The sequence below is a fragment of the Pararoseomonas baculiformis genome (assembly GCF_017813395.1).
Classification (GTDB): domain Bacteria; phylum Pseudomonadota; class Alphaproteobacteria; order Acetobacterales; family Acetobacteraceae; genus Roseomonas; species Roseomonas baculiformis.
Genome location: NZ_JAGIZB010000002.1, coordinates 12,759 through 35,909 on the forward strand (window position 1 = coordinate 12,759; position 23,151 = coordinate 35,909).

22 protein-coding genes and 1 tRNA gene are annotated in these 23,151 nt (G+C 68.6%); 15 read left to right on the forward strand and 8 right to left on the reverse strand.

Annotated features, from left to right (window positions below; translation table 11 throughout):
• Nucleotides 1–30 precede the first annotated feature (30 nt).
• Nucleotides 31–1,464, forward strand: a complete 1,434-nt coding sequence (locus tag J8J14_RS02125) for an MFS transporter (protein ID WP_209377796.1) — start codon at nt 31–33, stop codon at nt 1,462–1,464.
• A gap of 52 nt (nt 1,465–1,516) precedes the next feature.
• Here J8J14_RS02125 and J8J14_RS02130 read toward each other — a convergent pair whose 3' ends face one another.
• Nucleotides 1,517–1,852 carry an NIPSNAP family protein gene (locus J8J14_RS02130; protein WP_209377797.1) on the reverse strand — a complete coding sequence of 112 codons (336 nt, stop codon included), beginning with the start codon at nt 1,850–1,852 and terminating at the stop codon, nt 1,517–1,519.
• Nucleotides 1,853–1,949: 97 nt separating this feature from the next.
• Here J8J14_RS02130 and J8J14_RS02135 point away from each other — a divergent pair, with 97 nt between their 5' ends.
• From J8J14_RS02135 to J8J14_RS02165, 7 genes are read left to right on the forward strand one after another with little or no spacing between them, the layout of a single operon-like run.
• On the forward strand, nt 1,950–2,669 hold the full coding sequence (locus tag J8J14_RS02135; protein ID WP_209377798.1) for a FadR/GntR family transcriptional regulator: 720 nt from the start codon (nt 1,950–1,952) through the stop codon (nt 2,667–2,669).
• 34 nt (nt 2,670–2,703) lie between these two features.
• Entirely contained in the window at nt 2,704–3,843 is a 1,140-nt protein-coding gene (locus J8J14_RS02140; protein ID WP_209377799.1) for a mandelate racemase/muconate lactonizing enzyme family protein, read from the forward strand.
• A gap of 3 nt (nt 3,844–3,846) precedes the next feature.
• Nucleotides 3,847–4,845 (forward strand): hydroxyacid dehydrogenase, encoded by a 999-nt coding sequence (locus J8J14_RS02145; RefSeq protein WP_209377800.1) that lies wholly within the window; start codon nt 3,847–3,849, stop codon nt 4,843–4,845.
• Nucleotides 4,842–6,017, forward strand: a complete 1,176-nt coding sequence (locus tag J8J14_RS02150; protein ID WP_209377801.1) for a mandelate racemase/muconate lactonizing enzyme family protein — start codon at nt 4,842–4,844, stop codon at nt 6,015–6,017. The genes J8J14_RS02145 and J8J14_RS02150 overlap by 4 nt, the downstream gene beginning before the upstream one ends.
• Nucleotides 6,014–7,153, forward strand: a complete 1,140-nt coding sequence (locus J8J14_RS02155) for a mandelate racemase/muconate lactonizing enzyme family protein (RefSeq protein WP_209377802.1) — start codon at nt 6,014–6,016, stop codon at nt 7,151–7,153. The genes J8J14_RS02150 and J8J14_RS02155 overlap by 4 nt, the downstream gene beginning before the upstream one ends.
• Nucleotides 7,154–7,209: 56 nt before the next feature.
• Entirely contained in the window at nt 7,210–8,205 is a 996-nt protein-coding gene (locus tag J8J14_RS02160) for a Bug family tripartite tricarboxylate transporter substrate binding protein (protein WP_209377803.1), read from the forward strand.
• Between the two features lies 1 nt (nt 8,206).
• A complete protein-coding gene (locus J8J14_RS02165) occupies nt 8,207–9,286 on the forward strand; it encodes a dihydrodipicolinate synthase family protein (RefSeq protein WP_209377804.1) in 1,080 nt (359 codons plus the stop codon).
• A 42-nt stretch (nt 9,287–9,328) separates the two neighbouring features.
• Here the strand turns inward: J8J14_RS02165 and J8J14_RS02170 are convergent, their stop codons facing one another.
• Nucleotides 9,329–9,850, reverse strand: coding sequence for a VOC family protein (locus tag J8J14_RS02170; protein ID WP_209377805.1), 522 nt, complete (start codon nt 9,848–9,850; stop codon nt 9,329–9,331).
• Nucleotides 9,851–9,998: 148 nt separating this feature from the next.
• Between J8J14_RS02170 and J8J14_RS02175 the strand changes: the two genes are divergently transcribed.
• Together J8J14_RS02175 and J8J14_RS02180 are read left to right on the forward strand one after the other, a co-directional pair.
• A complete protein-coding gene (locus J8J14_RS02175; protein ID WP_245215298.1) occupies nt 9,999–11,285 on the forward strand; it encodes a Gfo/Idh/MocA family protein in 1,287 nt (428 codons plus the stop codon).
• Nucleotides 11,286–11,412: 127 nt separating this feature from the next.
• On the forward strand, nt 11,413–12,594 hold the full coding sequence (locus J8J14_RS02180; RefSeq protein WP_209377806.1) for an MFS transporter: 1,182 nt from the start codon (nt 11,413–11,415) through the stop codon (nt 12,592–12,594).
• Nucleotides 12,595–12,663: 69 nt separating this feature from the next.
• Here the strand turns inward: J8J14_RS02180 and rpoH are convergent, their stop codons facing one another.
• Complete coding sequence (gene rpoH / locus J8J14_RS02185; RefSeq protein ID WP_209377807.1) at nt 12,664–13,551, reverse strand: RNA polymerase sigma factor RpoH; 888 nt, start codon at nt 13,549–13,551, stop codon at nt 12,664–12,666.
• A 373-nt stretch (nt 13,552–13,924) separates the two neighbouring features.
• Entirely contained in the window at nt 13,925–14,884 is a 960-nt protein-coding gene (locus J8J14_RS02190) for an RluA family pseudouridine synthase (protein WP_342452368.1), read from the reverse strand.
• A gap of 22 nt (nt 14,885–14,906) precedes the next feature.
• Here J8J14_RS02190 and J8J14_RS02195 point away from each other — a divergent pair, with 22 nt between their 5' ends.
• The 4 genes from J8J14_RS02195 to J8J14_RS02210 all read left to right on the forward strand — a co-directional run bounded on the left by J8J14_RS02195 (nt 14,907) and on the right by J8J14_RS02210 (nt 16,750).
• Complete coding sequence (locus tag J8J14_RS02195) at nt 14,907–15,197, forward strand: hypothetical protein (protein WP_209377809.1); 291 nt, start codon at nt 14,907–14,909, stop codon at nt 15,195–15,197.
• 4 nt (nt 15,198–15,201) lie between these two features.
• Nucleotides 15,202–15,381, forward strand: coding sequence for a DUF2256 domain-containing protein (locus tag J8J14_RS02200; RefSeq protein WP_209377810.1), 180 nt, complete (start codon nt 15,202–15,204; stop codon nt 15,379–15,381).
• Nucleotides 15,382–15,429: 48 nt separating this feature from the next.
• Nucleotides 15,430–15,505: transfer RNA gene (locus J8J14_RS02205), tRNA-Glu, on the forward strand.
• A gap of 570 nt (nt 15,506–16,075) precedes the next feature.
• Entirely contained in the window at nt 16,076–16,750 is a 675-nt protein-coding gene (locus J8J14_RS02210; protein WP_209377811.1) for an FkbM family methyltransferase, read from the forward strand.
• A gap of 494 nt (nt 16,751–17,244) precedes the next feature.
• Here the strand turns inward: J8J14_RS02210 and J8J14_RS02215 are convergent, their stop codons facing one another.
• Both J8J14_RS02215 and J8J14_RS25345 read right to left on the reverse strand, forming a co-directional pair.
• Nucleotides 17,245–17,562: a hypothetical protein gene (locus tag J8J14_RS02215; RefSeq protein WP_209377812.1), complete on the reverse strand. Its 318-nt coding sequence runs from the start codon at nt 17,560–17,562 to the stop codon at nt 17,245–17,247.
• Complete coding sequence (locus J8J14_RS25345; RefSeq protein WP_280842826.1) at nt 17,559–17,693, reverse strand: hypothetical protein; 135 nt, start codon at nt 17,691–17,693, stop codon at nt 17,559–17,561. The genes J8J14_RS02215 and J8J14_RS25345 overlap by 4 nt, the downstream gene beginning before the upstream one ends.
• Before the next feature lie 440 nt (nt 17,694–18,133).
• On the opposite strand from J8J14_RS25345, the gene J8J14_RS02220 reads away from it, so the two are divergent.
• Nucleotides 18,134–19,354 carry an MFS transporter gene (locus tag J8J14_RS02220; RefSeq protein ID WP_209377813.1) on the forward strand — a complete coding sequence of 407 codons (1,221 nt, stop codon included), beginning with the start codon at nt 18,134–18,136 and terminating at the stop codon, nt 19,352–19,354.
• 272 nt (nt 19,355–19,626) lie between these two features.
• On the opposite strand, the gene J8J14_RS02225 is transcribed toward J8J14_RS02220, so the two are convergent.
• Together J8J14_RS02225 and J8J14_RS02230 are read right to left on the reverse strand one after the other, a co-directional pair.
• Nucleotides 19,627–20,619, reverse strand: a complete 993-nt coding sequence (locus tag J8J14_RS02225) for a Bug family tripartite tricarboxylate transporter substrate binding protein (RefSeq protein WP_209377814.1) — start codon at nt 20,617–20,619, stop codon at nt 19,627–19,629.
• Nucleotides 20,620–20,642: 23 nt separating this feature from the next.
• Nucleotides 20,643–22,472: a CocE/NonD family hydrolase gene (locus J8J14_RS02230; RefSeq protein WP_209377815.1), complete on the reverse strand. Its 1,830-nt coding sequence runs from the start codon at nt 22,470–22,472 to the stop codon at nt 20,643–20,645.
• Nucleotides 22,473–23,151: the final 679 nt, after the last annotated feature.

The window sequence follows — 23,151 nt, forward strand, 5'->3', positions numbered from 1 at the left end:
CGCTCCCGAAGCTGATCGGGAGGGAAGGTCTTGGCTGCGCGCTTCAGCACCGATGTGCCGAACCGGTTGGACCGGCTGCCCTGGGGGCGATTCCACTGGCTGGTTGTGCTGGCCCTGGGCGTGACCTGGGTGCTGGATGGGCTGGAGGTGACGCTGGTCGGTTCCCTGGCCGGGGCGATCAAGGAAAGCCCCCGGCTGCAGCTGACCGAGACGCAGGTGGGGATGACGGCTTCGGCCTATCTCCTCGGTGCCGTCTCTGGCGCGCTCTTCTTCGGCTGGCTGACGGACCGGCTGGGCCGGAAGAAGCTCTTCACCATCACGGTGCTTGTCTATCTCGTCGCGACCATCGCCACGGGCTTCTCCTGGGATTTCTGGTCCTTCGCCTTCTTCCGCTTCCTCACCGGCGCCGGGATCGGGGGCGAGTATTCGGCCGTGAACTCCGCCATCCAGGAGCTGATCCCGGCACGGCGGCGCGGCACGACCGACCTGGCGGTGAACGGTACTTTCTGGGGCGGCGCTGCGCTGGGCGCGGCTTCCTCCCTGGTGCTGCTCGACCCGGTGGTGATCGACCCGGAACTGGGCTGGCGCTTGGCCTTCGCCGTTGGCGGCGCGCTTTCCATCTCAGTCCTTTTCCTCCGTCGCTTCATCCCGGAGAGCCCGCGCTGGTTGATGACGCATGGGAGGCGGGAGGAGGCGGAGCGGATCGTCCGCGACATCGAGGCCTGGGTGGAGCGGGAAAAGGGACCCCTGCCACCGGTGCAGGGCCGGCCCATCACCATCGACCCGCGCACCCACACAACGCTGGGGGAGGTGGCGCGGACGATGTTCCGTGTCTATCCGCAGCGCTCCACGCTTGGCATCGTGCTCATGGCCTGTCAGGCCTTCTGCTACAATGCGGTGTTCTTCACCTATGCGCTGGTGCTGACGCGCTTCTACGACATCCCCTCCGCCCATATCGGCTGGTTCATGCTGCCCTTCGCGATCGGCAACCTCATGGGGCCGCTCATCCTCGGGCATTTCTTCGACACGATCGGCCGGCGGATCATGATCACCCTCACCTATGGGGTGGCGGGCATCCTGATGGCCGTGACCGGCTTCGCCTTCGCCCAGGGCTGGCTTTCGGCCTGGGAGCAGACGGCGGCCTGGACGGTGATCTTCTTCTTCGCCTCGGCGGCTGCCTCGGCCGCCTACCTGACCGTGGGGGAGAGCTTCCCGCTGGAGATGCGGGCCATGGGAATCGCGCTGTTCTATGCCTTTGGCACGCTGGTCGGCGGCGTGATCGGGCCCACCCTGTTCGGCGCGCTGATCGAGGGCGGCGAGCGGACCGACATCATGTGGGGGTATCTGCTTGGCGCCACGCTGATGCTGATCGCGGCCGGAACGGAATGGAAGCTGGGCTTCGCGGCCGAAGGTCGCTCCCTGGAGGATGTGGCAAGGCCGCTTTCCCAGCGCGAGGACGCGTGACACGGACGCGTGACAACGGGCCCGGCGGCATGGCGCCGCCGGGCCGCTGCGTTCAGGGCATGCCCTGTTCCTGCCAGAGCACCCGCATGAAGGGCGCGGGCATCAGCAGCTTGTTCTCCTGGGTGATGACCATGGGCCGCACCTTGGCCGCATAGGCCTTCCAGCCCGGATCGGCGAGGAGACGCGCGCGGCGTTCCGTGCGTTCGGCCAGGCTCTCATAGGCCCACATATGGACCACCTGGTTCAGTGGCCCGAACTCGGTGGCGTAGTAGCCCACCATCCGCCCCAGGATGGGCTTCTGGATGGCCAGCCCCTCTGCCTCATAGGCCGCGATATAGGCTCCGGCCTGGCCGGCCTGCAGCGTGTAGATCCGTTCCTCGACGATCATGGGCGTCTCCTCCGGCGAAAGATGCTTGCGTCTCCGCCTGTTCTGGTCCTACCAATTTGGTATGACCAATTCACCTGGCCGTCAAAGCGCGCCTTCGGTGGCTGCCGGCACCATCCCGGATGAGCGCGCCAGCCTGATCGGGCGCCTGCTCTCCTTCGTCGCGCACCGGCGCATGGAGCCCGGCGACCGGCTTCCCTCCGAACGGGAACTGGCTGAGCGGTTCGCTGTCGGGCGCGGCGCGGTGCGAGAGGCGCTGGCGGTGCTGGAGACGCTGCGCGTGGTGGAGCGGCGCCCGAACTCCGGCATTTATCTCCGCCCCGTGGAGAAGCAGGGCTCCATCGAGGCCATCGTGCTCCAGGCGGAGCTGGGCATCCCGCTGACGGAGGCGGAGGTGCGCGAAGTGGTGGAACTGCGCCGCATCCTGGAGATGCAGGCCATGCGCCTGGCCGCGGAGCGCCGCCACGCCGAGGACATCCTGCGTCTGGATGAGATCCTGGACGCGACCGACCGCGCCATCGCGGCCGGCGAGAACCCGGCGGATCAGGACGCCGCCTTCCATCTCGCGATGGTCGAGGCCACGGGCAACCACGTCTATCTGCGCGTGGTGAACGCCTTCTACCTCATGTCGCGCAACCGCCGCCGCGCCTATTTCGCGGATGGCACGCGCGCGCCGCTTTCCCAGACGCAGCACCGCGCCATGCGGGACGCGGTGGCGGCGGGCGATCCCGACCGAGCCGAGGCCGCCATGGGCGGCCATCTGCGCGGGGTGGAAAGCTACTGGATCGAATTGCTGGAACGCAGGGCACGCGGCGACTGAGACCGCGGCTCATTCGGGGGAAACGACAAGAAACATGAAAGTCACCGACGTCATCTGCCATGTGCTGCAGTCAAAGGTGGAGCAGCCCTTCACCTCCGCGCGCGGCTGGCTCTACACGACCCGCGCCTCCTGCATCGTCGAGATTCGTACCGATGAGGGCATCACGGGCTGGGGCGAATGCTACGGCCCGGCCGCCGTCAACAGGACGATCATCGAGACCCAGTACCGCAGCCGCGTGATCGGCCGCGATCCCTTCGACGTGGAGGTGGTGTGGGAGGATCTGTACAACCGCATCAAGGATTACGGCCTGACCGGCATGACGATCGCGGCGCTGTCGGGCATCGACATCGCGCTGTGGGACATCATCGGCCGTGCGCTGAACAAGCCCATCCACAAGCTGATCGGCGGGGCGCATCGCACGGAGGTGCAGGCCTACGCCACCGGCCTCTACTTCATCGACATGGACCGCCTCGTCGAGGAAGCGGTGGAGGAGGCGCAGGAATATGCCGAGCAGGGCTTCCGCGCGATCAAGATGAAGATCGGCCTGGGTGACCCGAAGCTGGACCTGCGCCGCGTGAAGGCCGTGCGGGAGGCGATCGGGCCCGACATCAAGCTGGCCGTCGATTCCAACCACTGCTTCACCGTGCCGCAGGCCATCCGGCTCGGGCGTGCGATGGAGGAGCATGACATCCTCTGGTTCGAGGAGCCGATCAGCCCCGAGGACCATGACGGCTATGTCGAGGTCACGCGCGCGCTGGATATGGCCGTGGCGGGCGGGGAGAACGACTTCACCCGCTGGGGTTTCCGTGACGTGATCGCCCGGAAGGCAATGGACATCGTGCAGCCCGATGTCTGCGCCGCCGGCGGTATCAGCGAATGCCGCAAGATCGCAGCCATGGCCTCCGCCCATGGTGTGGAGTGCGTGCCCCATGCCTGGGGCTCCGCCATTGGCCTGGCCGCCACGGTGCAGTTCCTGGCCGCGCTGCCGGACACGCCGCCGGCCTTCCGCCCCATGCCGCCCATGCTGGAGTTCGAGCAGACGCCGAACCCGCTGCGCGACCATCTGGCAAAGGACCCCATTGTGCAGCGCCAGGGCATCGTGCGCGTGCCGGATGGGCCGGGGCTGGGGATCGAGATCGATCAGTCCATCCTCAACCAGTACAAGGTGGCCTGAGCGATGCTCGTCGCGCTGACCGATCCCATCGATCCTGCGGGGGAGGCCATCCTCCGTGCCGCCGGGCACGAGGTGGAGCTTCCCGGGGCGGGTGGGCTGGATGCCCTTCTGGCCCGCGCCGACGCGGTGGTGGTTCGCCGCAAGCTGCCGGACGATCTCTCCGCCCGCGCTCCGCGCCTTCTCGCCGCCGTGCGGCAGGGCGTGGGCGTGGACATGATCCCGGTGGAGGACTGCACCGCCCATGGCGTGCTGGTGGCCAATGTGCCGGGCGCGAACGCGGATTCCGTCGCTGAATTCGCGATCGCCCAGATGCTCGCCATCGCACGTCATGCCGAGGCCATGCATGCCGAGCTCCTGGCGCTTGGCTGGGACAAGGCGCGTTCCCGCAGCGCCCGGGCCTTCGAGCTGCGCGGCCGTACCCTCGGCATCATCGGGATGGGCGCGATCGGTACGCGGCTTGCGGAGATCGCGGGCGCCGGCTTCCGGATGCGGGTGCTCGGCCACAGGCGGAGCGCCGCTTCCATGCCCTCTGGCGTAGGCCATGCCGATCTCGACACGCTTTTTGCCGAATGCGACTTCATCGCCCTGGCCTGCCCGCTGACACCGGAAACCAAGGGCCTGGTTTCCGCCGCGCGGATCGCCCGCATGAAGCCGGATGCATGGCTGCTGAACCTGGCCCGCGGCCCGGTGATCGAGGAAGCGGCGCTGCTGGCCGCGTTGCGCGAGGGGCGCATCGGCGGCGCGGCGCTGGATGTGTATGACGTGCAGCCTCTCGCGCCGGACCATCCGCTAAGGAGCCTGCCGAACGTCATCCTCACGCCGCATGCGGCCGGGCTGAGCACCGAGGCGGTGGAGCGCATGAGCACGGGCGCCGCCGAGGAGGTGGTGCGAATTCTCGCGGGGCAGCGGCCCCGCTCCTTCATCAATCCCGAGGCCTGGGCCGCGTCGCGCGCGCGCCGCGGGGCCCTGGGTCATTCGGCCGGGGAGGCCGACGCCGCATGAAGATCTCCCGTGTCCAGGCGACCTGGTGCCGCGTGCCCATTCCTTACGAGCGGCAGCACACCAGCGATTTCGGCCGGGTTCCTACCTTCGATTCCGTCATCGTGCGGATCGAGACCGAATGCGGCATCACCGGATGGGGCGAGGCGAAGGCGGGCGTGGGCAGTGCCGCCGCCTGCGCCGGCCTCGCGGCCATCATCAATGACGATTACGCGCCGCTGCTGATGGGGCAGGACCCCCGCGACATCTCCCGGCTCTGGGACGTGATGTACAACACCCCGCGCGAGGGTTACGCGGTGGCCGGCGGCTATGCGCTGCCACAGGTCGGGCGGAGAGGCCTTTCCGTCTCTGCCATCGCCGGCGTGGATGTCGCGCTCTGGGACGTTCTCGGCAAGTCGCTGAACGTACCGCTCTGGCGGCTGCTCGGCGGCAAGCGCGTGGACCGGATGCCCGCCTATGCCTCGGGTGGCTGGGCGGATGCCTCGAAGATCGGGGAGCAGCTGCAAGGTTATTGCGACAGGGCGGGGTTCCGCGCGGTGAAGATGCGCGTGGGCGTGATGGACGGTTCCCCCGCCCGCTCCGCCGCCCGTGTGCGTGCGGCGCGGGAGCGGCTCGGCCCGGATATCCGCCTGATGGCCGATGCCCACGGCACCTGGACCGTGGCGGAGGCCCGCGCCTTCTGCCGCATGGTGGAGGATTGCGACCTCTTCTGGTTCGAGGAGCCTGTCAGCGCCGACGACAAGGCCGGCATGGCCGAGGTACGCCGCTGCTCCACCGTGCCGATCAGCGCCGGGGAGAGCGAGTTCACCCGCCACGACTTCCGCGAGATCTGCGAGCTGCGCGCCGCCGATGTGCTGCAGCCCGACCTGGCCATCGCGGGCGGCCTGACGGAAGGGCTGCGGATCTCCGCCCTTGCTTCCGCCTATAACCTGCGTCTCGCGCCGCATCTCTGGTCCGGCGCGCCGGCTTTCGCAGCGGGGATGCATCTGGCCGTGACGCAGAGCGCGGGCTTCATCCTGGAATACTCGCTGGGCCACAACCCGATGCTGCATGACCTGATCGAGGAGGAGTTTCCCGTGGTGGAGGGCTATGTGGAGATCCCGGACCGGCCGGGCCTCGGCATCACCGTGCGGGAATCCTTCCTGCAGCAATACGGGCAGGGGAGGGGCGCATGAAAATCGTATCCATCGAGGCCTTCCCGACCTCCTTCCCCGTGCCGGAGGGCGCTGGCGTCTCCCTTGGCGTCGGCCGTGCGGTGAAGCGCGACGCTGTCGTGGTGAAGGTCACGACGGAGGACGGCATCACGGGCTGGGGCGAAAGCCATCACGGCCGTGCCCACACCGCCGTGGCCGCGCTGCTGCAGACCACGCTGCGCCGGCTGGTCATCGGCATGGATGCGGATGACGTGGTGGGCGTGTGGAACCGCATCTATCGCGGCCAGCTTGCCAGCCACGGCATGGGGGCGGGATGCGCGCTGGCCATGTCCGGGCTGGACATGGCGCTCTGGGATATCCGTGCGAAAGCGGCGAACATGCCGCTCTACCGCCTTCTCGGCGGCGCCGCGCGCGCCGTGCCGGCCTATGCCGGCGGGGTCGCGCTCGGCTACCAGCCGCCGGAGGAGCTGGTGGAGGAGGCGCGGCCGCATATGGAAGCCGGCTACCGCGCCGTGAAGCTCCGCATCGGCGATACCGTGCCGAAGGATATTGCGCGCATGGAGGCTGTGCGCCATGCCTTCGGCGAAGGCATCGACATCCTGGCGGATGCCAACACGGCCTACAGCCTTTCCGACGTGCGGCGCGTGATGCCGGCCATGGATGCGCTCTCCATGGGTTGGCTGGAGGAGCCCTTCCCGCCGCATGACCACCGATCCTATCGCGAGGCGCGCAGCTATGGCCGCACGCCGCTCGCGGTGGGGGAAAACCACTTCACCCGCTACGAATTCGCGCCGCTGCTGGAGGATGACAGCATCGGCATCTGGCAGCCCGACCTCTCGAAATGCGGCGGGATCACGGAGGCGCTTCGCATCGCCGCCATCGCCTCGGCCTACAAGATCCCCGTGCACCCGCACAGCTCGATGACCGGACTGAACCAGGCGGCGACCATCCACTTCCTCTGCGCGATCGACAATGCCGGCTATTTCGAAGCGGACGTGTCGCGCGCCAACCTCTTCCGCGATGCGCTGGTGAGCGAGCCCTGGCGCATCGGCGCCGATGGTTGCGTGCGGCCCAACGAGGCGCCCGGCATTGGCGTGGAGGTGGATGAGGACTGGCTGCGTGCCCATCCCGCCATCGAGGGGCCCGGCTACGTGTAACCCGCTTTCCTGACGACCGCCCGCAAAAGGGCGGCGCAAACCACAAGGAGGACTCCATGAAGCACACCAACAGGCGCGGCCTGCTCGGCCGCATCGCCGGGGCCATGCTGGCAGCAGGGACCGTGCTGGCCCCTGCCGCAGGGCAGGCCGCGGACCCCGCCTTCACGCGGGAAGTCCGCTTCCTCAACCCCTTCGCGCCGGGCGGCACCTCGGACCTGATCGGCCGCATCCTGGCGGAACAGCTGAGCAAGCAGATCGGCCAGCAGGTGGTCGTGGAGAACCGCACCGGCGGCGGCGGCGTGGTCGCGACGCAGGAGCTGGCGCGCAGCGCGCCGGATGGCCACACGATCCTGCTCGCCTCGATGGGCATTCTCACCGTCACGCCGCAGATGCAGTCGCTGCCCTATGACGTGGAGAAGGACCTCATCCCGGTCGCCAATATCGCGTCGGTCTACAACATCCTCGTCACCGGACCCCGCTCACCGGTGCGGAGCTGGCAGGACCTTGCGCAGCTGGCGAAGGACAGGTCCCGCACCACAACCTGCGCGACCGTGGGCGCGGGCTCCAGCCAGCAGCTCTCCTGCATTCTTTTCGCGGCGCTGACGGGCGGGCAGATCACGCAGATCCCCTATCGCGGCGGTGCCCCGGCCATTCTCGACATCTCCACCGGGCGCGTGGACGTGATGTTCGGCAACATGCCGGAATTCCTGGGGCAGATCCGTGATGGCGGCCTGCGCGCCGTGGCCTATGGCGCGGCGGAAGCGTCTCCGCTCATCCCCAACCTGCCCGTCATCTCGAAGGATGGGCTGTCCGGCTTCGTCATCCCCAGCTGGTTCGGCGTGGTGGTGCCGGGCCGCACGCCGGATGCCATGGTGGCGCGCTGGAACACCGAGCTGAACCGCGCCATGCAGGCGCCTGAGGTGCAGCGGCGCTTCACCGAGAATGGGCTGCAGCAGCTCGGCGGCACGCGGGAGGATTTCCTGCGCCAGATCGCGGCGGACAAGCAGCGCTGGGGCGCCATCATCCGCGAACACAACATCCGGCCGGAATAGGATGATGGACGCCTTCCCCCAGGACCGTTCCGCCCTCCTGCGATCCCTCTTTCCGGAGGGCGTGCCGCTCCTCTGGTCGCCCAGCCTTTTCTTCTACGACCGGCAGGGCAACACCGACCGGGCGCGGCAGGCGGCGCATCTGGACTTCATGGCGCCGCATGTGAAGGGCCTGCTCATCCCCGGTTCCACCGGGGATGCGTGGGAGATGAGCGACGATGAGGCGCTTGCCGCCCTTGATCTCGCCATCGACTTCGCCGTGCCGCGCGGGATCGATCTCCTGGGCGGCGTGCTGCGGCCGGATATGCGGTCCATGGGGGATCTGCTGGACCGGATGGTGCGGCTGGTCTGCGACCGCGCGGGGACGGAGTCCGTCCCGCGCGCCTTCGCGGCCTGCCGCCTGCGCGGCATCACCATCGCGCCACCGACCACGCCGGAGCCGCTCTCGCAGGCAGCGCTGGCGGATGCGCTCTCGCCCCTGCTCGGGCGTGGCCTGCCGATGGCGCTCTATCAGCTCCCCCAGGTGACGGGGAACCGGATGAGCCCCGAGCTGCTCGCCAGCCTCGCGGCGCGCTTCCCGAACTTCATCCTGTTCAAGGATAGCGGCGGTACGGACGAGGTCGCGCTGTCAGGCCTGCTGCCGCCCGGCCTCGTGATGCTGCGCGGCGCTGAGGGCAGCTACGCGCGATGGCACGCGGCCTCCGGCGGACCTTATCAAGGCTTCCTGCTGAGCACGGCGAACGCTTTCCCTGGGCAGCTCTCCGCCATTCTTGGTGCGCTGGGGGCCGGGCAGGGGAGGGAGGCGGAGGCGGAGTCCGAGCGCCTTTCCGCCGTGGTGGCCGAAGCCTTCGCCGCTGTTGGCGGCCTGGGGCATGGCAATGCCTTCACCAACGCCAACAAGGCGCTGGCCCATGGCATGGCCTTTGGCGCCCAGGCCGGTACGGCGCCTCCGCCCCGGCTGCATGCCGGCACGGCACTGCCGCGGGCGGTGGTGGACCAGGTGCTGGACAGCCTGCGGCGGAACGGGCTCCTGCCCGAACATGGCTATTGCGCCCGGGAGGAGGCGCTTTCGCCGGGGCCGTGAGGTGGGATGGTGGAGCGGCTCGCGAAGGGCCGCTCCGGCCCGTCATGCCTCGGCCAGCAGGGCGTCCAGGTCCAGCCGGCGGGTGAACATCGCCAGGGAGCCGTCCGGGTTCCGCGGCCAGGTCTCCTGCGGGCGGTCCACATAGAGCTCGACCCCGTTCTCGTCCGGGTCCCGCAGATAAATCGCTTCCGAGACGCCATGGTCGGAGGCGCCGTCCAGCCGGATGCCCGCCGCGCGCACGGCCTTCACGGCGCGGGCCAGCGAGGCGCGGTCCGGATACAGCAGTGCCACATGGAACAGGCCCGTGGTGCCGCGCGGCGGCGGGGGGCCGCCGGCGCTGTCCCAGACGTTCAGGGCAATGTGGTGATGGTAGCCGCCTGCGGAGAGGAAGGCAGCGCCGGGATAGCGGCAGGTCTCCTCCAGCCCGATCACGTCGCGCCAGAAGCGGAGCGAGCGCTCGAGATCCGAAACCTTCAGATGGGTGTGCCCGATCCGTAGCCCCGCAGGGGCCTTTACCGGAACCTTCACGGGGGCGGGCGGGGCGGAGTGGGTGGCATCGGGCATGGTGCGGTTTCCTTCTGCCGCGAATCTGGGCCGTGCCCTGCGCCGGCGCCAATCCTGGCCGCGAATGGGCGGCATGGATGCGGGTGATCGGGCAACGGCCATGCATCCGCTGGCGTTCCCTGCGGGATCCCATCAGCCGGAGAAGAACATGGCCCAGGATATGGAGGGCGGCGCGAGCCGCCGCGGGCTGCTGCGTGCCAGCGGGCTGACCGCCGCCGGGCTCGCCCTGGGCGCCGCCGGAACCCCCGGCTATCCCCCACCCACCGAAACAGATCTCGGCGGCGTGGCGGAGGGGCGCGTGCGCTTCCCGAACTGGCGCGGCGAGGCGGAGCCGCCCCCGGCACCCGCGCCCAACCCGCTGCCCCCTTCGGAGCGGGTGGGATACGCCATCATCGGCCTGGGGCGAATCAGCGTGGAGGAAATGCTGCCGGCCATGGGCGAGGCCAAGGCCTCCCGCCCCGTGGCGCTGGTCAGCGGCAGCCCGGAGAAGGCCCGCGTCGTCGCCCGCCGCTACGGCATCAGCGAGAGCGCGGTGCATTCCTATGAGGACATGGAGAAGCTGCGGGACAATCGCGAGGTGCAGGCGGTCTATATCGCCCTGCCGAACGCCCAGCATCGCGAATACACCGAGCGCGCGGCGGCGATCGGCAAGCATGTGCTCTGCGAGAAGCCGATGGCCACCTCGCCCGAGGATGCGGCCGCCATGATCGCTGCCTGCGAGCGCGCGCGGGTGAAGCTGATGATCGCCTATCGCTGCCAGTACGAGCCGAACAACCGCGAAGCTATCCGCATGGTGCGCAGCGGCGAGCTGGGCAAGCTCCGCTTCATCGAGGCGACGAACGTGCAGTCCTCCGGCACGGCGCCGCAATGGCGCTTCAGCCGGGCCCTGGCAGGCGGCGGCGCGCTGCCGGATATCGGGATCTACTGCCTGAACGCCACGCGCTACATCACGGGTGAGGAGCCGCTGGACGCCTTCGCGCGGCAATACTCCCCGCCAGGGGATGAGCGCTGGCGGGAGATCGAGGAAAGCATGGCATTCACCCTGCGCTTCCCCTCGGGCGTGATGGCCAACTGCCTATGCGGCTATGATGCCTTCAACGACAAGACGATGCGGCTGCATTTCGAGCGGGGGACCATCGAGATGCCGAATGCCTTCGCCTATACCGGGCAGCAATTCTACATCGCGCGCCGGGATGGCGACGTGACGGCCCGCATCCAGAAGAAGATCGAGGAGAAGAACCAGTTCGCGCTGGAGATCGACCACTTCTCCGAATGCATCCGCGCCGATCGCCGCCCCCATACGCCGGGTGAGGAAGGGGCGCAGGACCAGGCGCTGATGGCCGCCCTTTATCGTGCCGCGGCCGAGGGGCGCCCGGTGGACATGCCGAAGCCGCCCGGCCCGACACGGGGCCCGGAGCCGGCCCAGCAGGGCTGAGGGCCGCTTGACGCGCCACGCACCGGGCGGGCAGAACCCCGCCGCCCGGTGCGTGGCCAGGCCGTAGCCTTCGCGACATCCAACGCGCCCATCGGTCGCACCCGGCCCCGAGAGAGGCGCATGGCCCATGATCGCTGAACCTGTCCCGACGCGGCGGCTCGCGCCCTTCGTGCTCATCGTGCTCGCCGGCTTCCTCGCCATCGCGATGCCGCTCCCGGTGCTCTCCCTGCGGGTGCATGACGAACTCGGGTTCAGCCTTGTCACTGCCGGATGGGTGGTCGGGATCCAGTCGCTGGCGACCATCCTTACCCGCCAGTGGGCAGGTTCCTTCATCGATGCGCGGGGGCCGAGGACGGCGGCGCTGATCGGGCTGCCGCTCGCCGCCCTGTCCGGCGCGCTCTACCTGGTCTCCACCTTCATCGGCGATCCCGGGCTCTCACTGTCCGTGCTGGTTGCGGGGCGGCTGGTGATGGGCCCTGCGGAAAGCCTGTTCCTCACCGCCACGATGAGCTGGGGCATCCTTACCCTGGGGGCACACCGGACCGGCGTGGTGATGACATGGCAGGGCATCGCCATGTTCGTCGCGCTCGGGGCCGGCGCGCCGCTGGGCTTGCTGCTCATGAGCAGCGCCGGCTTCGCGGCGGTGGCGGCCGCAGCGATCCTGCTGCCCCTGGTCGGCCTGCTCATCGCCATCGGCCGCCCGGCCCTGGCTCCCATGCAGGCGCGCGGGCGCCGCGCCTCGTTCCTCGGCGTCATCGGGCTGGTCTGGCGCCAGGGGGCGGTGCTCTGCCTGGGAACCGCGCCCCAGGCCGTCCTTGGAAGCTTCGTCGCCCTCTATTTCGCCAGCCGCGGCTGGGAAGGGGCCGGGCTTTCCCTGACCGGCTTCGGTGTTGGCTTCATCCTCGTGCGCGCCTTCTTCTCCCACCTGCCGGACCGGCTGGGCGGGCGGCGCGTGGCGGGCGGCTCCCTCATCCTGGAGGCGATCGGACAGCTCCTGCTCTGGCAGGCGCCGAATGCGCCGTTGGCCCTGCTCGGCGCCACGCTGACCGGCGCGGGCTTCTCCCTCATCTTTCCTTCGATGGGCGTGGAGGCCGTGCGCCGCGTGCCGGAGGGGAGCCGCGCCCTGGCCATTGCCAGCTTCAGCGCCTTCCTCGACATGGCGATTGGCCTTTCCGGCCCGCTGGCGGGTCTGATCGTGGGGATCGGCGGCTACCCTGCCGTCTTCCTGGCCGGCGCCATCGGCTGCCTCGGCGGGGTGTTGCTGCTGCTCGGGCGGGACCGCCCCGCCTCATCGGCGGCGAATCGCTGAAGGGCTGCAGGCAAAGAAAAAGGGCGGTGGAAGCTTCCACCGCCCTTGGCCGGGAATGAACCCGAAGCCTTAGGAGCTGACCGCCAGCCGGCGCTCCACGATCTGCTGCTTCATGTTCTTCTGCAGCTTCTCGAAGGCGCGAACCTCGATCTGGCGCACCCGCTCGCGCGAGATGTTGTACTGCTGCGAGAGTTCCTCGAGCGTGGTCGGCTCGTCCTTGAGGCGGCGCTCAATCAGGATGTGGCGCTCGCGGTCGTTGAGCGACCGGAGGGCACCGTTGAGCAGGTCGCGGCGGTTGGACATGTCCTCCCGTTCCGCGAGCTCCTCCTCCTGGCTCTCGCCCTCATCCACCAGCCAGTCCTGCCACTCGCCCTCGCTGTCGGCGCGGATCGGGGAGTTCAGGCTGTTGTCAGGGCTGGAGAGGCGCCGGTTCATGGACACCACGTCCTGCTCCGGCACCTGAAGCACGCGCGCGATCTTCTCCACCTGCTCGGGCTTGAGGTCGCCCTCCTCAAGGGCGGCCATCTGGCCCTTCAGGCGGCGCAGGTTGAAGAACAGCTTCTTCTGCGCGGCGGTGGTGCCCATCTTCACCAGCGACCAGGAGTGCAGGATGTATTCCTGGATCGCGGCGCGGATCCACCACATGGCATAGGTGGCCAGACGGAAGCCGCGGTCCGGATCGAACCGCTTCACCGCCTGCATCATGCCCACATTGCCTTCGCTGATCAGCTCGCCCACGGGCAGGCCGTAGCCGCGATAGCCCATGGCGATCTTCGCGACGAGGCGAAGATGCGAGGTGACAAGCTTGTGCGCCGCTTTCTCGTCCTGTTCGTCACGCCAACGCTTCGCGAGGTTCAGCTCCTCCTCGGGCGACAGCATGGGAAACTTGCGGATCTCCTGCAGATAGCGGGAGAGGTTGCCCTCAGGGGCAATGGGAATCATTGAAGTGGAAGCCATGAACGCATCTGCCTCCTGAACCGGCTGGGCTGCCCCCGGGAACTGGCGGGCGCTCGGACGGTCTGCAAATCGGCACGGAGGATCCGTGCCTTGTCTCCGCGCGCTGGGCCCTAAGCCCCTCAAGAACGCCTGCCACCTCCGATGTTTTCCCGCGATTTCAGCGCAGGTGCGGAACAGGTGTGACAGGCCTTGCTTGCAGTGCCCTTACAAGGCACCCGGCCGTAGAAACTGACGTGCTTGTAATCTCTTCTCGCCCTGTTCGCAAGGAAAACCCGACTGAAACAGTCTGGTTACTTTCGGCGCCGCATGCAGCCCTGGCCCGTGCCGGACCCATGCCCGCAGCTTCGTGGTTTCGGGGCCTGCCTCTTACGCTTCAGCGCCCGGCGTCGAGGACGCTGATGAGCGCGGCCATATCCGGCGGCAGCGGGGAGGTGAAGGAGAGGGGTTCTCCACTGATCGGATGGCGGAAGCCAAGGGACTGGGCGTGCAGTGCCTGCCGGGGAAAGGCCAGCAGCGCATCCCGGGCGGTGTCCGGCAGGCCGCGGGCCGCGGCGGGGCTGCGACGCAGATAGACGGGGTCCCCCACCAGCGGATGGCCGATATGGGCCATGTGGACGCGGATCTGGTGGGTACGACCGGTCGCCAGGCGACAGCGGACCAGGGCGCAGGCCGCGCCCCAGGCGCGTTCCGTCGCGTAGTGGGTGAGGGCGTGCTTCCCGCCCCGGCTCACCACCGCCATCCGCTTCCGGTCCGCCGGGTGGCGGCCGATCGCGGCTTCCACGCTGCCCGAAACCGGGGAGGGGGTTCCCCATGCAAGGGCGAGGTAGCTACGGTCGAGATCGCGTTCCGCGAAGGCGGTGGACAGCGCGTGGTGCGCGGCCTCGGACTTCGCCACGACCATGACGCCGCTGGTGTCCTTGTCGAGCCGATGGACGATGCCCGGCCGCCTCTCACCGCCGATGCCCGAGAGTTCCTCCCCCGCATGGGCGAGGATGGCGTTCACCAGCGTTCCCTCGGCATGCCCCGGGGCCGGGTGGACGACCAGCCCCGCCGGCTTGTCCAGCACGATCAGGTGCCGGTCCTCGAACAGGATGGCCAGGTCCATTGCCTGGGGGAGGGGAGTCGCGGATTCGGGCGGTGGCACGGTGAGGCTGTACTGCGCCCCGGGGCGGAGGGATTCGGAGGGATCGGTGGTGGTCACGCCGTCCCTCGCAGCCTGGCCGGCCTCCACCAACGCCTTGACGCGGGAGCGGGAGAGACCGCCCATGCCGGCGAAAGCCCGGTCCAGCCGCTCCCCCGCCTGCTCGGCGGTGGCGGTGAAGGCCAGGGTCACGGGTCGATGTTCGGAGGGTTCGGTGCGCGCGCTCAAGATTCTGGTCTGGGGAATGGGGTTGCTGATCATCGCGGCCAGCGTGACACTGGTTGTGATGATCGTGCAGCGCGCCGGCAAGGCCATTCCCGCCGCGCCATACGGCCCACCGGTGGAAATGTCGCTCGGCCAGCCCGCTGGAAGCCGGATCGCCGGCATCGCCCCGGGATTCGAGGGACGGGTGGCGGTGTGGGTGCAGCGCCCTGATGGCGAGCGGCTGGTGATCATGGACACCCGCAATGGCCGCGCGCTCGGCGAAATTCGCCTGACGGACTGAACCCGTGGCGCACCGCAAGGCGCACCTGCCGGAAAAGCTCTGCGCGGTGTGCGGGCGGCCCTTCGCCTGGCGCCGGAAATGGGCGCGGGACTGGGATGCGGTGCGCTACTGTTCCGAGGCTTGCCGGGCAGGGCGCCACCCCGCGAAGAAAAAGATCCAAAAAAAACTGCGGTACCCCGCTTGATCACTTACCGCAGGGGCTATAGAAGCCGCCTCCACCGACGGCCACAACGTCCCCATCGTCTAGAGGCCTAGGACACCGCCCTCTCACGGCGGTAACAGGGGTTCGAATCCCCTTGGGGACGCCAAACCGCGTTGATTTTGTTGGGGTTCGTGATCAGTTCGGGCCGCAACCCCTCAATCACCCCCACATCGAAACAGCAGCCTATTCTGGGGCAATCTCGATCGGATCGGGCTCGTCCGGATCTAGCAGGATGCCGCAGAGCTCGGCTGCCTGTTCCCGCAGAGCGGGGGCCCTGGTCACCATAGCCTGGTGAAGACGGGCAGCGGCCTCGGCATCCAGCCCAATCTCCCAGGACCACATCTCGCACCGGTGCGGGCGCCATGAAGCTCATGGCGTTCGTCGGCAATGCCGGCCTTCGCACCGTTGCGCGGACCACGCCTGCGGGCTTGGTGACGGCTAGCCTGTTCGTCTCGGCTGGCCTGCGTCTTTGCCCGGCTGCTGCTGTTCACTGATTGCCGGGCGCTGCCGGGCGTGGATGAGCCGGACGCGGGGTGGGCCTACTACCTGCGCAAATGGCGCCCAGGGAAACCCCACCCCCACACCTGGGCGGGGACTGGCGGAACACGCTGAAGGCTGTGGCGGAGGCCGCCGTCGTGGCATAGGACGCTGGGTGCCTAGGGGGGAACTCCGCAAAATGCCGACCTACTACGGGCAGTTCGACCCGCCGCTCGATCAGGTGCTGCACGAGCGCTACTTTCGTGAGCGCACCAAGCCGGGCGTTTTCGTTGAATGCGGCGCCTTCGACGGCGAGACAGAATGCACCTGCAAGTTCTTCGAGGAAAGCCTGGGCTGGAGCGGGGTGAACGTCGAGCCCTCTCCCCCGATCTTCACGCAGCTGGTGGCGAACCGCCCGGCTAGCCGGAACGTGAATGCGGCCCTCGCCTCCAAAACCGGGACCGCCACGTTCCGGGGCATCATCCACCCGGATTTCGGGGAACTCTGCACCAACGGCAGCCTGTCGCACCACCCGAACCACGCCGCCTATATCGCCGAGGCCGGGTGGGAAATGCGCGATTACGAGGTGAAGACCATCACCTGGCCGGATCTCGTCGAGCAGGCCGGGCTCACGCGGGTCGATCTGCTGGTGCTGGACGTGGAAGGCGCCGAACTGGATGTCGTGGCCGGGATGCGCGGCGCCCCTGTGCTGCCCGAAATCTTCTGTGCGGAGCACGGCCACCTGGGCGTTCAGGCTCTCCGCGATGCGGTGGAGCCCCTCGGCTACCGCTATGACGGCAGCGCAGAGGTGAACTCGTTCTTTGTGAAGCTACCCCCGGCGCGCCGCTGGCTGCGGAAGATCATGGGCCGGTAATCGCCCCGAAGGCCGGCGCCCGCTCGGGCCCGGCTGTATCCCCTGGCCCCTACCAGAAGCGCTGGTTCGTCTCCTGCCAGGCCCGATCCTCCATCCGCCGGAAGGCGCGGGAGGCGTCCGGGGCGGCAATCTCCTGCAGCCGGTCCCACATCATCCGCTCCAGGGCGAGGCGGGTGTACCAGATGGAAGCCCATCGGGGCCTTCCCTTCCGGGCGCAGCACCTCAAGGGCTAAAGCGCGCTCTGCGGCCCTGTCCCGCCGCCTGCCCCTTCGGGGCTCCGGTTATGGTCGTCGCAGAAATGCGGCCTTCAGATGAAGGGGATACCCCTTCGGAAGCCGGCCGTGGCCTCCCTCGTAGGGATGTGTTCGAGAGGCGTCCTACTCCTGCACGCAGGCCTGTCCCCTGGCCCGCTCCTCTACCATCTCCACCCAGCCTGCCGACTTCGACCACTCCGGTCCTTGCGGCGCCCTCTCGGGATTGCGGCGGAGGGAAGCCTACTCCACTACCCGCAGCGCCGGCTTCCGCGGAGGAGGAGGGGCGTCAGCCTCTCCCCTCAGCACCTCAGCGGGCTTCGCCGCCAACGTGGCCCGATTGCTGTCCACTTCAACCGCGTTTTCACCCGTAGCCACCAGCAACACCTGCGGATGCAGGGCGGCACTCTCCACCATCCGGGCCATCTCCTGCGCGGCCTCGTCGGCGCCGTGAGCAAGCCCCACCAGGGCGGCCTGGAGGAGTTGGTTCTGGGCGCTCAGCGTCTGAATGGCGCTGGTCAGGCGCATGATCTGCACCTGCAGCGCAAGGGGCGTGGTCATGGTGCGAAGGCCTGCGGCGGCGTGTAGGTCCGCATGCGGGCCTCCTGGCGGAGCTGCGCCACCTCTGAGGTCAGTCGGACCAGATGATCCGCCAGCGTCTGCGTCTGGGTCCGCGTCTCCTGCTGGAGCACGCTCGCGGTGAGGCGATCGGGCCCCGTGATACCAGGGATAGCACCTCACCCGGAGGAAATGCGGGCCGAGGTCGAGCTGCGCGTCGGTAATGTCAGTCTCCGCACTACAATCCGGAGCGACGTTTTATCGTCCCTTCCGCTTCCACACCCTCGTGGTCCGGCCACACCTTGCCGCCGAGGATGTGAGGAAGCCGCGCCAAATCGGCTGATCCAGGAGGAGGGCGCGGTCATGCCACCCTGCCGGCCATGTCACGGCACAGCAGCCTGTCTGTTGGCCGACAGCGCGCGAAACAAACCTAATCGGATCCCCAAGGTCAGGCGAGTGGCCCGCCTGACCGGCCGGAGGACCGCTGCCATCTAGCCCTCGCACCCCGCTCACGGCACAATCCCGCCAGGCTGGCACGGCACGAGACCAGGCGGCCGGAAGGGTGGGACCAGGATTGAAACTGTCGTTATGGGCGAGCGCCCTGGTCGCAACCCTGACTGTCCAGACCGTCAGTTCCTTCGCCTCCTTCGCCATACCCCTGCTGGGCCCGCCACTGATGGCGCGCGCTGGGCTGGCGCCGGAGAGCATTGGCCTCGTCTCCGCCACGACCTCACTGGGGATCTGCTGGTGCCTAGCGTCGGGTGGGCCGATGCTCTCCCGCTACGGGCCCGTCCGCACGCTACAGATCGGCCTGGCCTGCATGGCGCTCGGTCTCTTCGCCCTGTCACAGCCGCTCGGTCTGCTCGGGCTGCTTGGCGCGCTTGCGATCGGGTTCGGCACTGGCCACAACACGCCGGCGGGCAGCCAGATCCTGGCGCGCACGGCACCGCCGCGGCACCGGACGCTGATCTTCTCGATCAAGCAGGCGGGCGTTCCTCTCGGCGGGGCGCTTGCGGGGCTGGTGGTGGCTCCGCTGGCGCTGGCGCACGGCTTGTCAGCCACACTCTGGACCGTGCTCGGCATCGTGCTGCTCACCGTGCTGCTCGTGCAGCCGTTCCGCCGCAGCCTGGACGGAGACCGCGATCCCGCCAGGCAGGGCTGGGGGCGCGCGCTGCTTTCCCCGGCGGCCTTGCTCCGCTCCGTCCGTGTTCTCCGCACGCATCCGTCCCTACCGCTGCTGACCGCGCTCGGCGCCTCCTTTTCGGTGCTGCAGGCCTGCCTGATGGCCTTCACCGCCACCTATGTCGTCACCAGCCACGGGGTCTCCCTTGCGGAGGCGGGGCGCATCGTGGCCGTCATGCAGGTCGCCAGCATGCTGGCGCGCATCGCGCTAGGCTGGCTGGCGGACCGGATGGGCCATGCGCTGCGGCACCTTGTCATCCAGGCGGTGATCTCCGCCGCCGCGGTCTGCCTCCTGGTTGCAATGGCCGACCAGGGCGGCTGGGTGCTCTATGCCTGTGCGGCGCTGGCAGGCGCCTCCGCGATCGGCTGGAACGGGGTGCATATGGCGGAGCTTGCCCGGCTCGCGCCGCTCTCGCTCGTCGGCGAGGTGACGTCGGCCGCAGGGCTCTTCGGATTTGTCGGTTCGGTGTGTGGGCCGCTGGCCTTCGCGCTGGTGGTGACCCTCAGCGGCAGCTACGAACTTGCCTTTCTTATCATGGCCGCGCAGCTGGCGGTGTTCGGACTGGTCAGCGCCGCGATCTTCAGGCCCGAGCAGGACGGAAGCGAACGCTGAACGGCAGAACCCGGGCATTCACGGCCGGGTGCAATCCGGGCGGAGCCAGCCGTTTGGCCGGGCCGGCTGGCGAAGGGGCAGATATCAGATCCACGCTTCCATCGCGACCATGAGCCCTGGCCGAGAAGGCACCGTGGGGCTCCCTTGATGCCCCACGGGCCAAGGCATGCACCACGCTCACCACGGCCGCCATCACCACGCTGCCTCAGCCCGGCGGCCGCGGCAGCGGGTGGATGGTGGCCTGGATTGCCCATGCGAGCGTTGAAGCGCTGTTATTCCACGCGAAGATTCTTGGCCTTGATGAACCCGCCCCAGATCTCGCCATCGCGCGCGACGCGCCGGCGGATGTCATCGGCGGATCCCGGAATAGGCACGATGTTCGAGGCCGTCATGTTCTGCATCAGGGCGGGATCGGACATCGCCTCATGGACGGCGGTGTTGAGAAGCGTGACCACGGACTCCGGCATCCCCGCCGGCCCGATGAGGGCGAGCCAGCCCGGCATGACCGGTGCGTTCACCCCGGCCTCCACCAGGGTGGGGAGGTCCGGCAGGTCGCGTGAACGCGCCGCCGCCACGGTCGCCAGCGGAACCAGCGCCCCGTTGCGAATCTGCGGCAGGGCATTGCCCAGCACGCTGATCATCGCATCAACCTCGCCGGTCATCACCGCCGTGAGGGCCTGGCTGGTGCCGGCATAGGGCACATGGGTGAGCTGAATGCCCGTGCGGTCCGCCAGCATCTCGGTCGCGAGATGGGTGGAGTTGCCGATGCCCGCGCTGGAGAAGGTGAGGCGTCCCGGCTGCGCCTTCGCCCTCTCAATGAAGGCCTGAAGGGAGGTAATTCCGCTCTTGGGGCTGACGACGAGGATGAACGGCGTGTCCGAGACCGGCGCGATGAAGGTGAAGTCCTTCGCGGGGTCGTAAGGAAGGTTGCTGTAGAGATAGGGGTTGAAGGTCAGCAACGAGACGCCGACGAGGGCGATCGTGTGCCCGTCCGGACGCTGCTGCTTGATGTAGGTGGTGGCGATCACGCCATTGGCGCCGGCGCGGTTCTCCACCACCACGGGCTGGCCGAGCTTGCGGGCCATGGGCTCCGCCATGAGGCGCGCCACAACATCCGTGTTGGACCCGGCTGCCTGCGAAACGATCAGCCGGATCGGCTGGCTGGGGAAGGGCGCCTGCGCGAGGGCCCGCCCGGCCGGAACAGCCAGCCCTGCCCCGAGCGCCGTGGCGGCCAAGGCTCTGCGTCCGATGGGGCGTGTCGTCATGGCGGTGGCTCCTTTTGAGGGGGTCAGGAATGGTGGGGGAAGGGGCGCAGCGGCAGGTCGAGCGCCGAGCCGTGCTCGCCGCCATGCAGGATGGCCAGGCGCGGCGGGCGGCCATGCGGCACCTGAGCGCAATGATCGGCATCCGCCCCGGCGATGGAGAGGCGGATGCGGCTGCCCGCCTTGAACACCCAGGAGGTCGGAAACAGCGGAATACGCATGCGAGCCGGCGCGCTAGGCGTGAGCGGCGCTGCGTCCTCCCGCCGGAAGCTGCGTGTCGGCCAACTCGTCCTGTACCGATCCGGCGCAGGGCTTTCCTTGCGATGCAAGGCGCGCAGCATGCCTTCGGTCACGTAGCGCAGGCTGCCATCCGCCTCCTCTTCCGAGAGATAGGCGAAAACGGAGGCATCGGGTTCACTGGATGTGATCCAGAGATCCGCGACCGCATGCCCCGTCAGCTCCGCATCCGCCTCCAGCGGGGCGGAGCGCCAGGCGGGAAGTGCGGCGGCGCGCTCACCCCAGTCTGCGTAGTAGGTGGTGGTGTCCACGGCGGCCAGGCGCTCGTAGCGGGTGTGGTTGCCGCTGCCGAAGGTGAAATCGGCCTGCATATCAACCTGCCCGGCAGGGCCTGGCTCCGCCGAGAGGGCGCTGCCGGCAAGATGCAGCCGCTGCGTCGCCGCCACAGGCGGCCAGGAGCTTGCCTCCTGCCACCGCTCCGCATGGATGGAGAAATAGTGGATGCGGGATTCCGCCTCGTAGCCGGTGGGCAGGCCCATGAGGTAGTGGTCGAAGAAGCGCAGGAGCTCACCGAGAAGGGGAAACTGCGAGGCGGCCTCGGCACGCCAGGGCGAGACATTGCTGCGCGCCCCATGATCCCAGGGGCCGAGCAGCAGATGCACGGGATTATCCTTCAGCGTCAGGAAGCGGGCGATCGCCGCATTGCTGAAGCCGGCACCGTCCATCCAGCCGGAGGTCGCCAGCACCGCCACCTCCTTCCGCAGATTTTCGCTGTAGGCATAGGGGCTGAAGGAGGCGGAGCTGAAGCTGGGATCGTAGGGCAGGGGCTCCTCGCGGAAGCGGAACTCGGTGATGAAATCCGGCATGTGGAAGCTGCCGAGATGCTCATGCACCGCCTGCGCCAGCAGGGATCCATCCGCGTCCTCGTCCACCGGCGCCGGGCCACGCAGATCGGGGTTGGCGTAGTAGGCGATGTTCTTCAGCAGGTCGCGCCGGTCATGGTCCATCGCGATCATCAGGTCGTCATAGGCGCGCGACAGACGGTTCAGGAAGACACCGCCGGGATAGTAGTGGTCCTGCCATGTGTCCCACATGGCGAAGAGGGGCGCGATGGCCTTCACCGCAGGATGGCCCGTGCTGGCCAGGAAGTCCGACGCCGCACCGGGATAGGAAATGCCGGTGGCGCCGATGCGCCCGTCGGACCAGGGCTGCGCCACCACCCAATCGGCGATCTCGCGGCTGTCCTCCCGCTCCCGCGGGGAGCGGAAGCTGTCCCGCGTGCCGAAGCTCGCCCCGGTGCCGCGCACATCGACGACAACCGCGGCGTAACCGCGTGGAACGAGGAAGCGAACGAACTTGCTCGCATTCGGGATCGGATCGGCCGTGCTTCCGGGCGCGATCGAGAAGCGGCGGTAGTAGGGGGTGAGGATCAGCACGGCGGGAACCGGTCCCGTGGCGCCTTCGGGCAGCCAGGCGTCCAATGCGATCCGGCAGCCATCGCGCATGGTGACGTAGAGCGACAAGGGCCTGTCCGGCAGGGCGAACCCGGCGGGACGGCTGGCCATGTATGCGCCGGGTGTGACGCGCCAGGCGGTGCTGTCCAGGTCGGTGTCGCCCATCGGTATTATGTCTCCCCAGCTTTGGGCGTGATGTTCCCCGTTTTGGCACGGGTTGCCCAGGGGTGGTGCGGAGCGGCAGGCGCATGACGCTCCTGAAGCCGTCCGGGCCGGGAATGGCGGTTTGCGGAGTGACCCGCAGTCTTGCCGGCCGGGTAGGGCGGGTTCAGCTGCCGGCAGCTGCCCCGCGAAGGGGTTGCCCTCGACCATCGGATCGCTCTCTTGCCCCCACCGCCGAACCGGCATGGCAGCAGCGCTGTTCTGGCTTCGACTCCTGGCCCGCGAAATGCCTCGGGTTGCGCGAGCTCCCTGGAAACATCGGGCGCGAGTTCGTAAGGAGTTGTTTGGGGGCAGCCGTGATCGCCGCTCCCGATAGCGGCGGGGAAGCCGGCACACGCTCGCGCGGGGTGCCGCATGAGCCACTGCTCAGCAGGAGACAAAGTTTGCGGAAGCCGAACTATAGCCAGGAGCGGGCCCAGCGGGAGCGCGAGAAGGCCGAGAAGACCAGAGCCAAGGAGCAGAAGAGACAGGAGCAGCGGGACGCGAAGGCGGGCATCCTGCCGGATAACGCCGAAGGCGAGAGCCGGGGCTCACCGGACGAGCAGAGGTAAGCCCGGTCCCGAACGCCGCGCCCATGGGCCTGCGTTCCGCTGCGCGGCGGAGGTATGGATCTGATGGTGCG

What these genes read in the sequence shown, in the direction of transcription:
- J8J14_RS02230 (WP_209377815.1), bottom strand. Translation starts at nt 22,472, where the DNA reads ATGGGCGACACCGACCTGGACAGCACCGCCTGGCGCGTCACACCCGGC.
- J8J14_RS02215 (WP_209377812.1), bottom strand. Translation starts at nt 17,562, where the DNA reads ATGACCACGCCCCTTGCGCTGCAGGTGCAGATCATGCGCCTGACCAGC.
- J8J14_RS02170 (WP_209377805.1), bottom strand. Translation starts at nt 9,850, where the DNA reads ATGCCCGATGCCACCCACTCCGCCCCGCCCGCCCCCGTGAAGGTTCCG.
- rpoH (WP_209377807.1), bottom strand. Translation starts at nt 13,551, where the DNA reads ATGGCTTCCACTTCAATGATTCCCATTGCCCCTGAGGGCAACCTCTCC.
- J8J14_RS02175 (WP_245215298.1), top strand. Translation starts at nt 9,999, where the DNA reads ATGGCCCAGGATATGGAGGGCGGCGCGAGCCGCCGCGGGCTGCTGCGT.
- J8J14_RS02210 (WP_209377811.1), top strand. Translation starts at nt 16,076, where the DNA reads ATGCCGACCTACTACGGGCAGTTCGACCCGCCGCTCGATCAGGTGCTG.
- J8J14_RS02165 (WP_209377804.1), top strand. Translation starts at nt 8,207, where the DNA reads ATGATGGACGCCTTCCCCCAGGACCGTTCCGCCCTCCTGCGATCCCTC.
- J8J14_RS02180 (WP_209377806.1), top strand. Translation starts at nt 11,413, where the DNA reads ATGATCGCTGAACCTGTCCCGACGCGGCGGCTCGCGCCCTTCGTGCTC.
- J8J14_RS02225 (WP_209377814.1), bottom strand. Translation starts at nt 20,619, where the DNA reads ATGACGACACGCCCCATCGGACGCAGAGCCTTGGCCGCCACGGCGCTC.
- J8J14_RS02145 (WP_209377800.1), top strand. Translation starts at nt 3,847, where the DNA reads ATGCTCGTCGCGCTGACCGATCCCATCGATCCTGCGGGGGAGGCCATC.
- J8J14_RS02130 (WP_209377797.1), bottom strand. Translation starts at nt 1,852, where the DNA reads ATGATCGTCGAGGAACGGATCTACACGCTGCAGGCCGGCCAGGCCGGA.
- J8J14_RS02150 (WP_209377801.1), top strand. Translation starts at nt 4,842, where the DNA reads ATGAAGATCTCCCGTGTCCAGGCGACCTGGTGCCGCGTGCCCATTCCT.
- J8J14_RS02160 (WP_209377803.1), top strand. Translation starts at nt 7,210, where the DNA reads ATGAAGCACACCAACAGGCGCGGCCTGCTCGGCCGCATCGCCGGGGCC.
- J8J14_RS02140 (WP_209377799.1), top strand. Translation starts at nt 2,704, where the DNA reads ATGAAAGTCACCGACGTCATCTGCCATGTGCTGCAGTCAAAGGTGGAG.
- J8J14_RS02155 (WP_209377802.1), top strand. Translation starts at nt 6,014, where the DNA reads ATGAAAATCGTATCCATCGAGGCCTTCCCGACCTCCTTCCCCGTGCCG.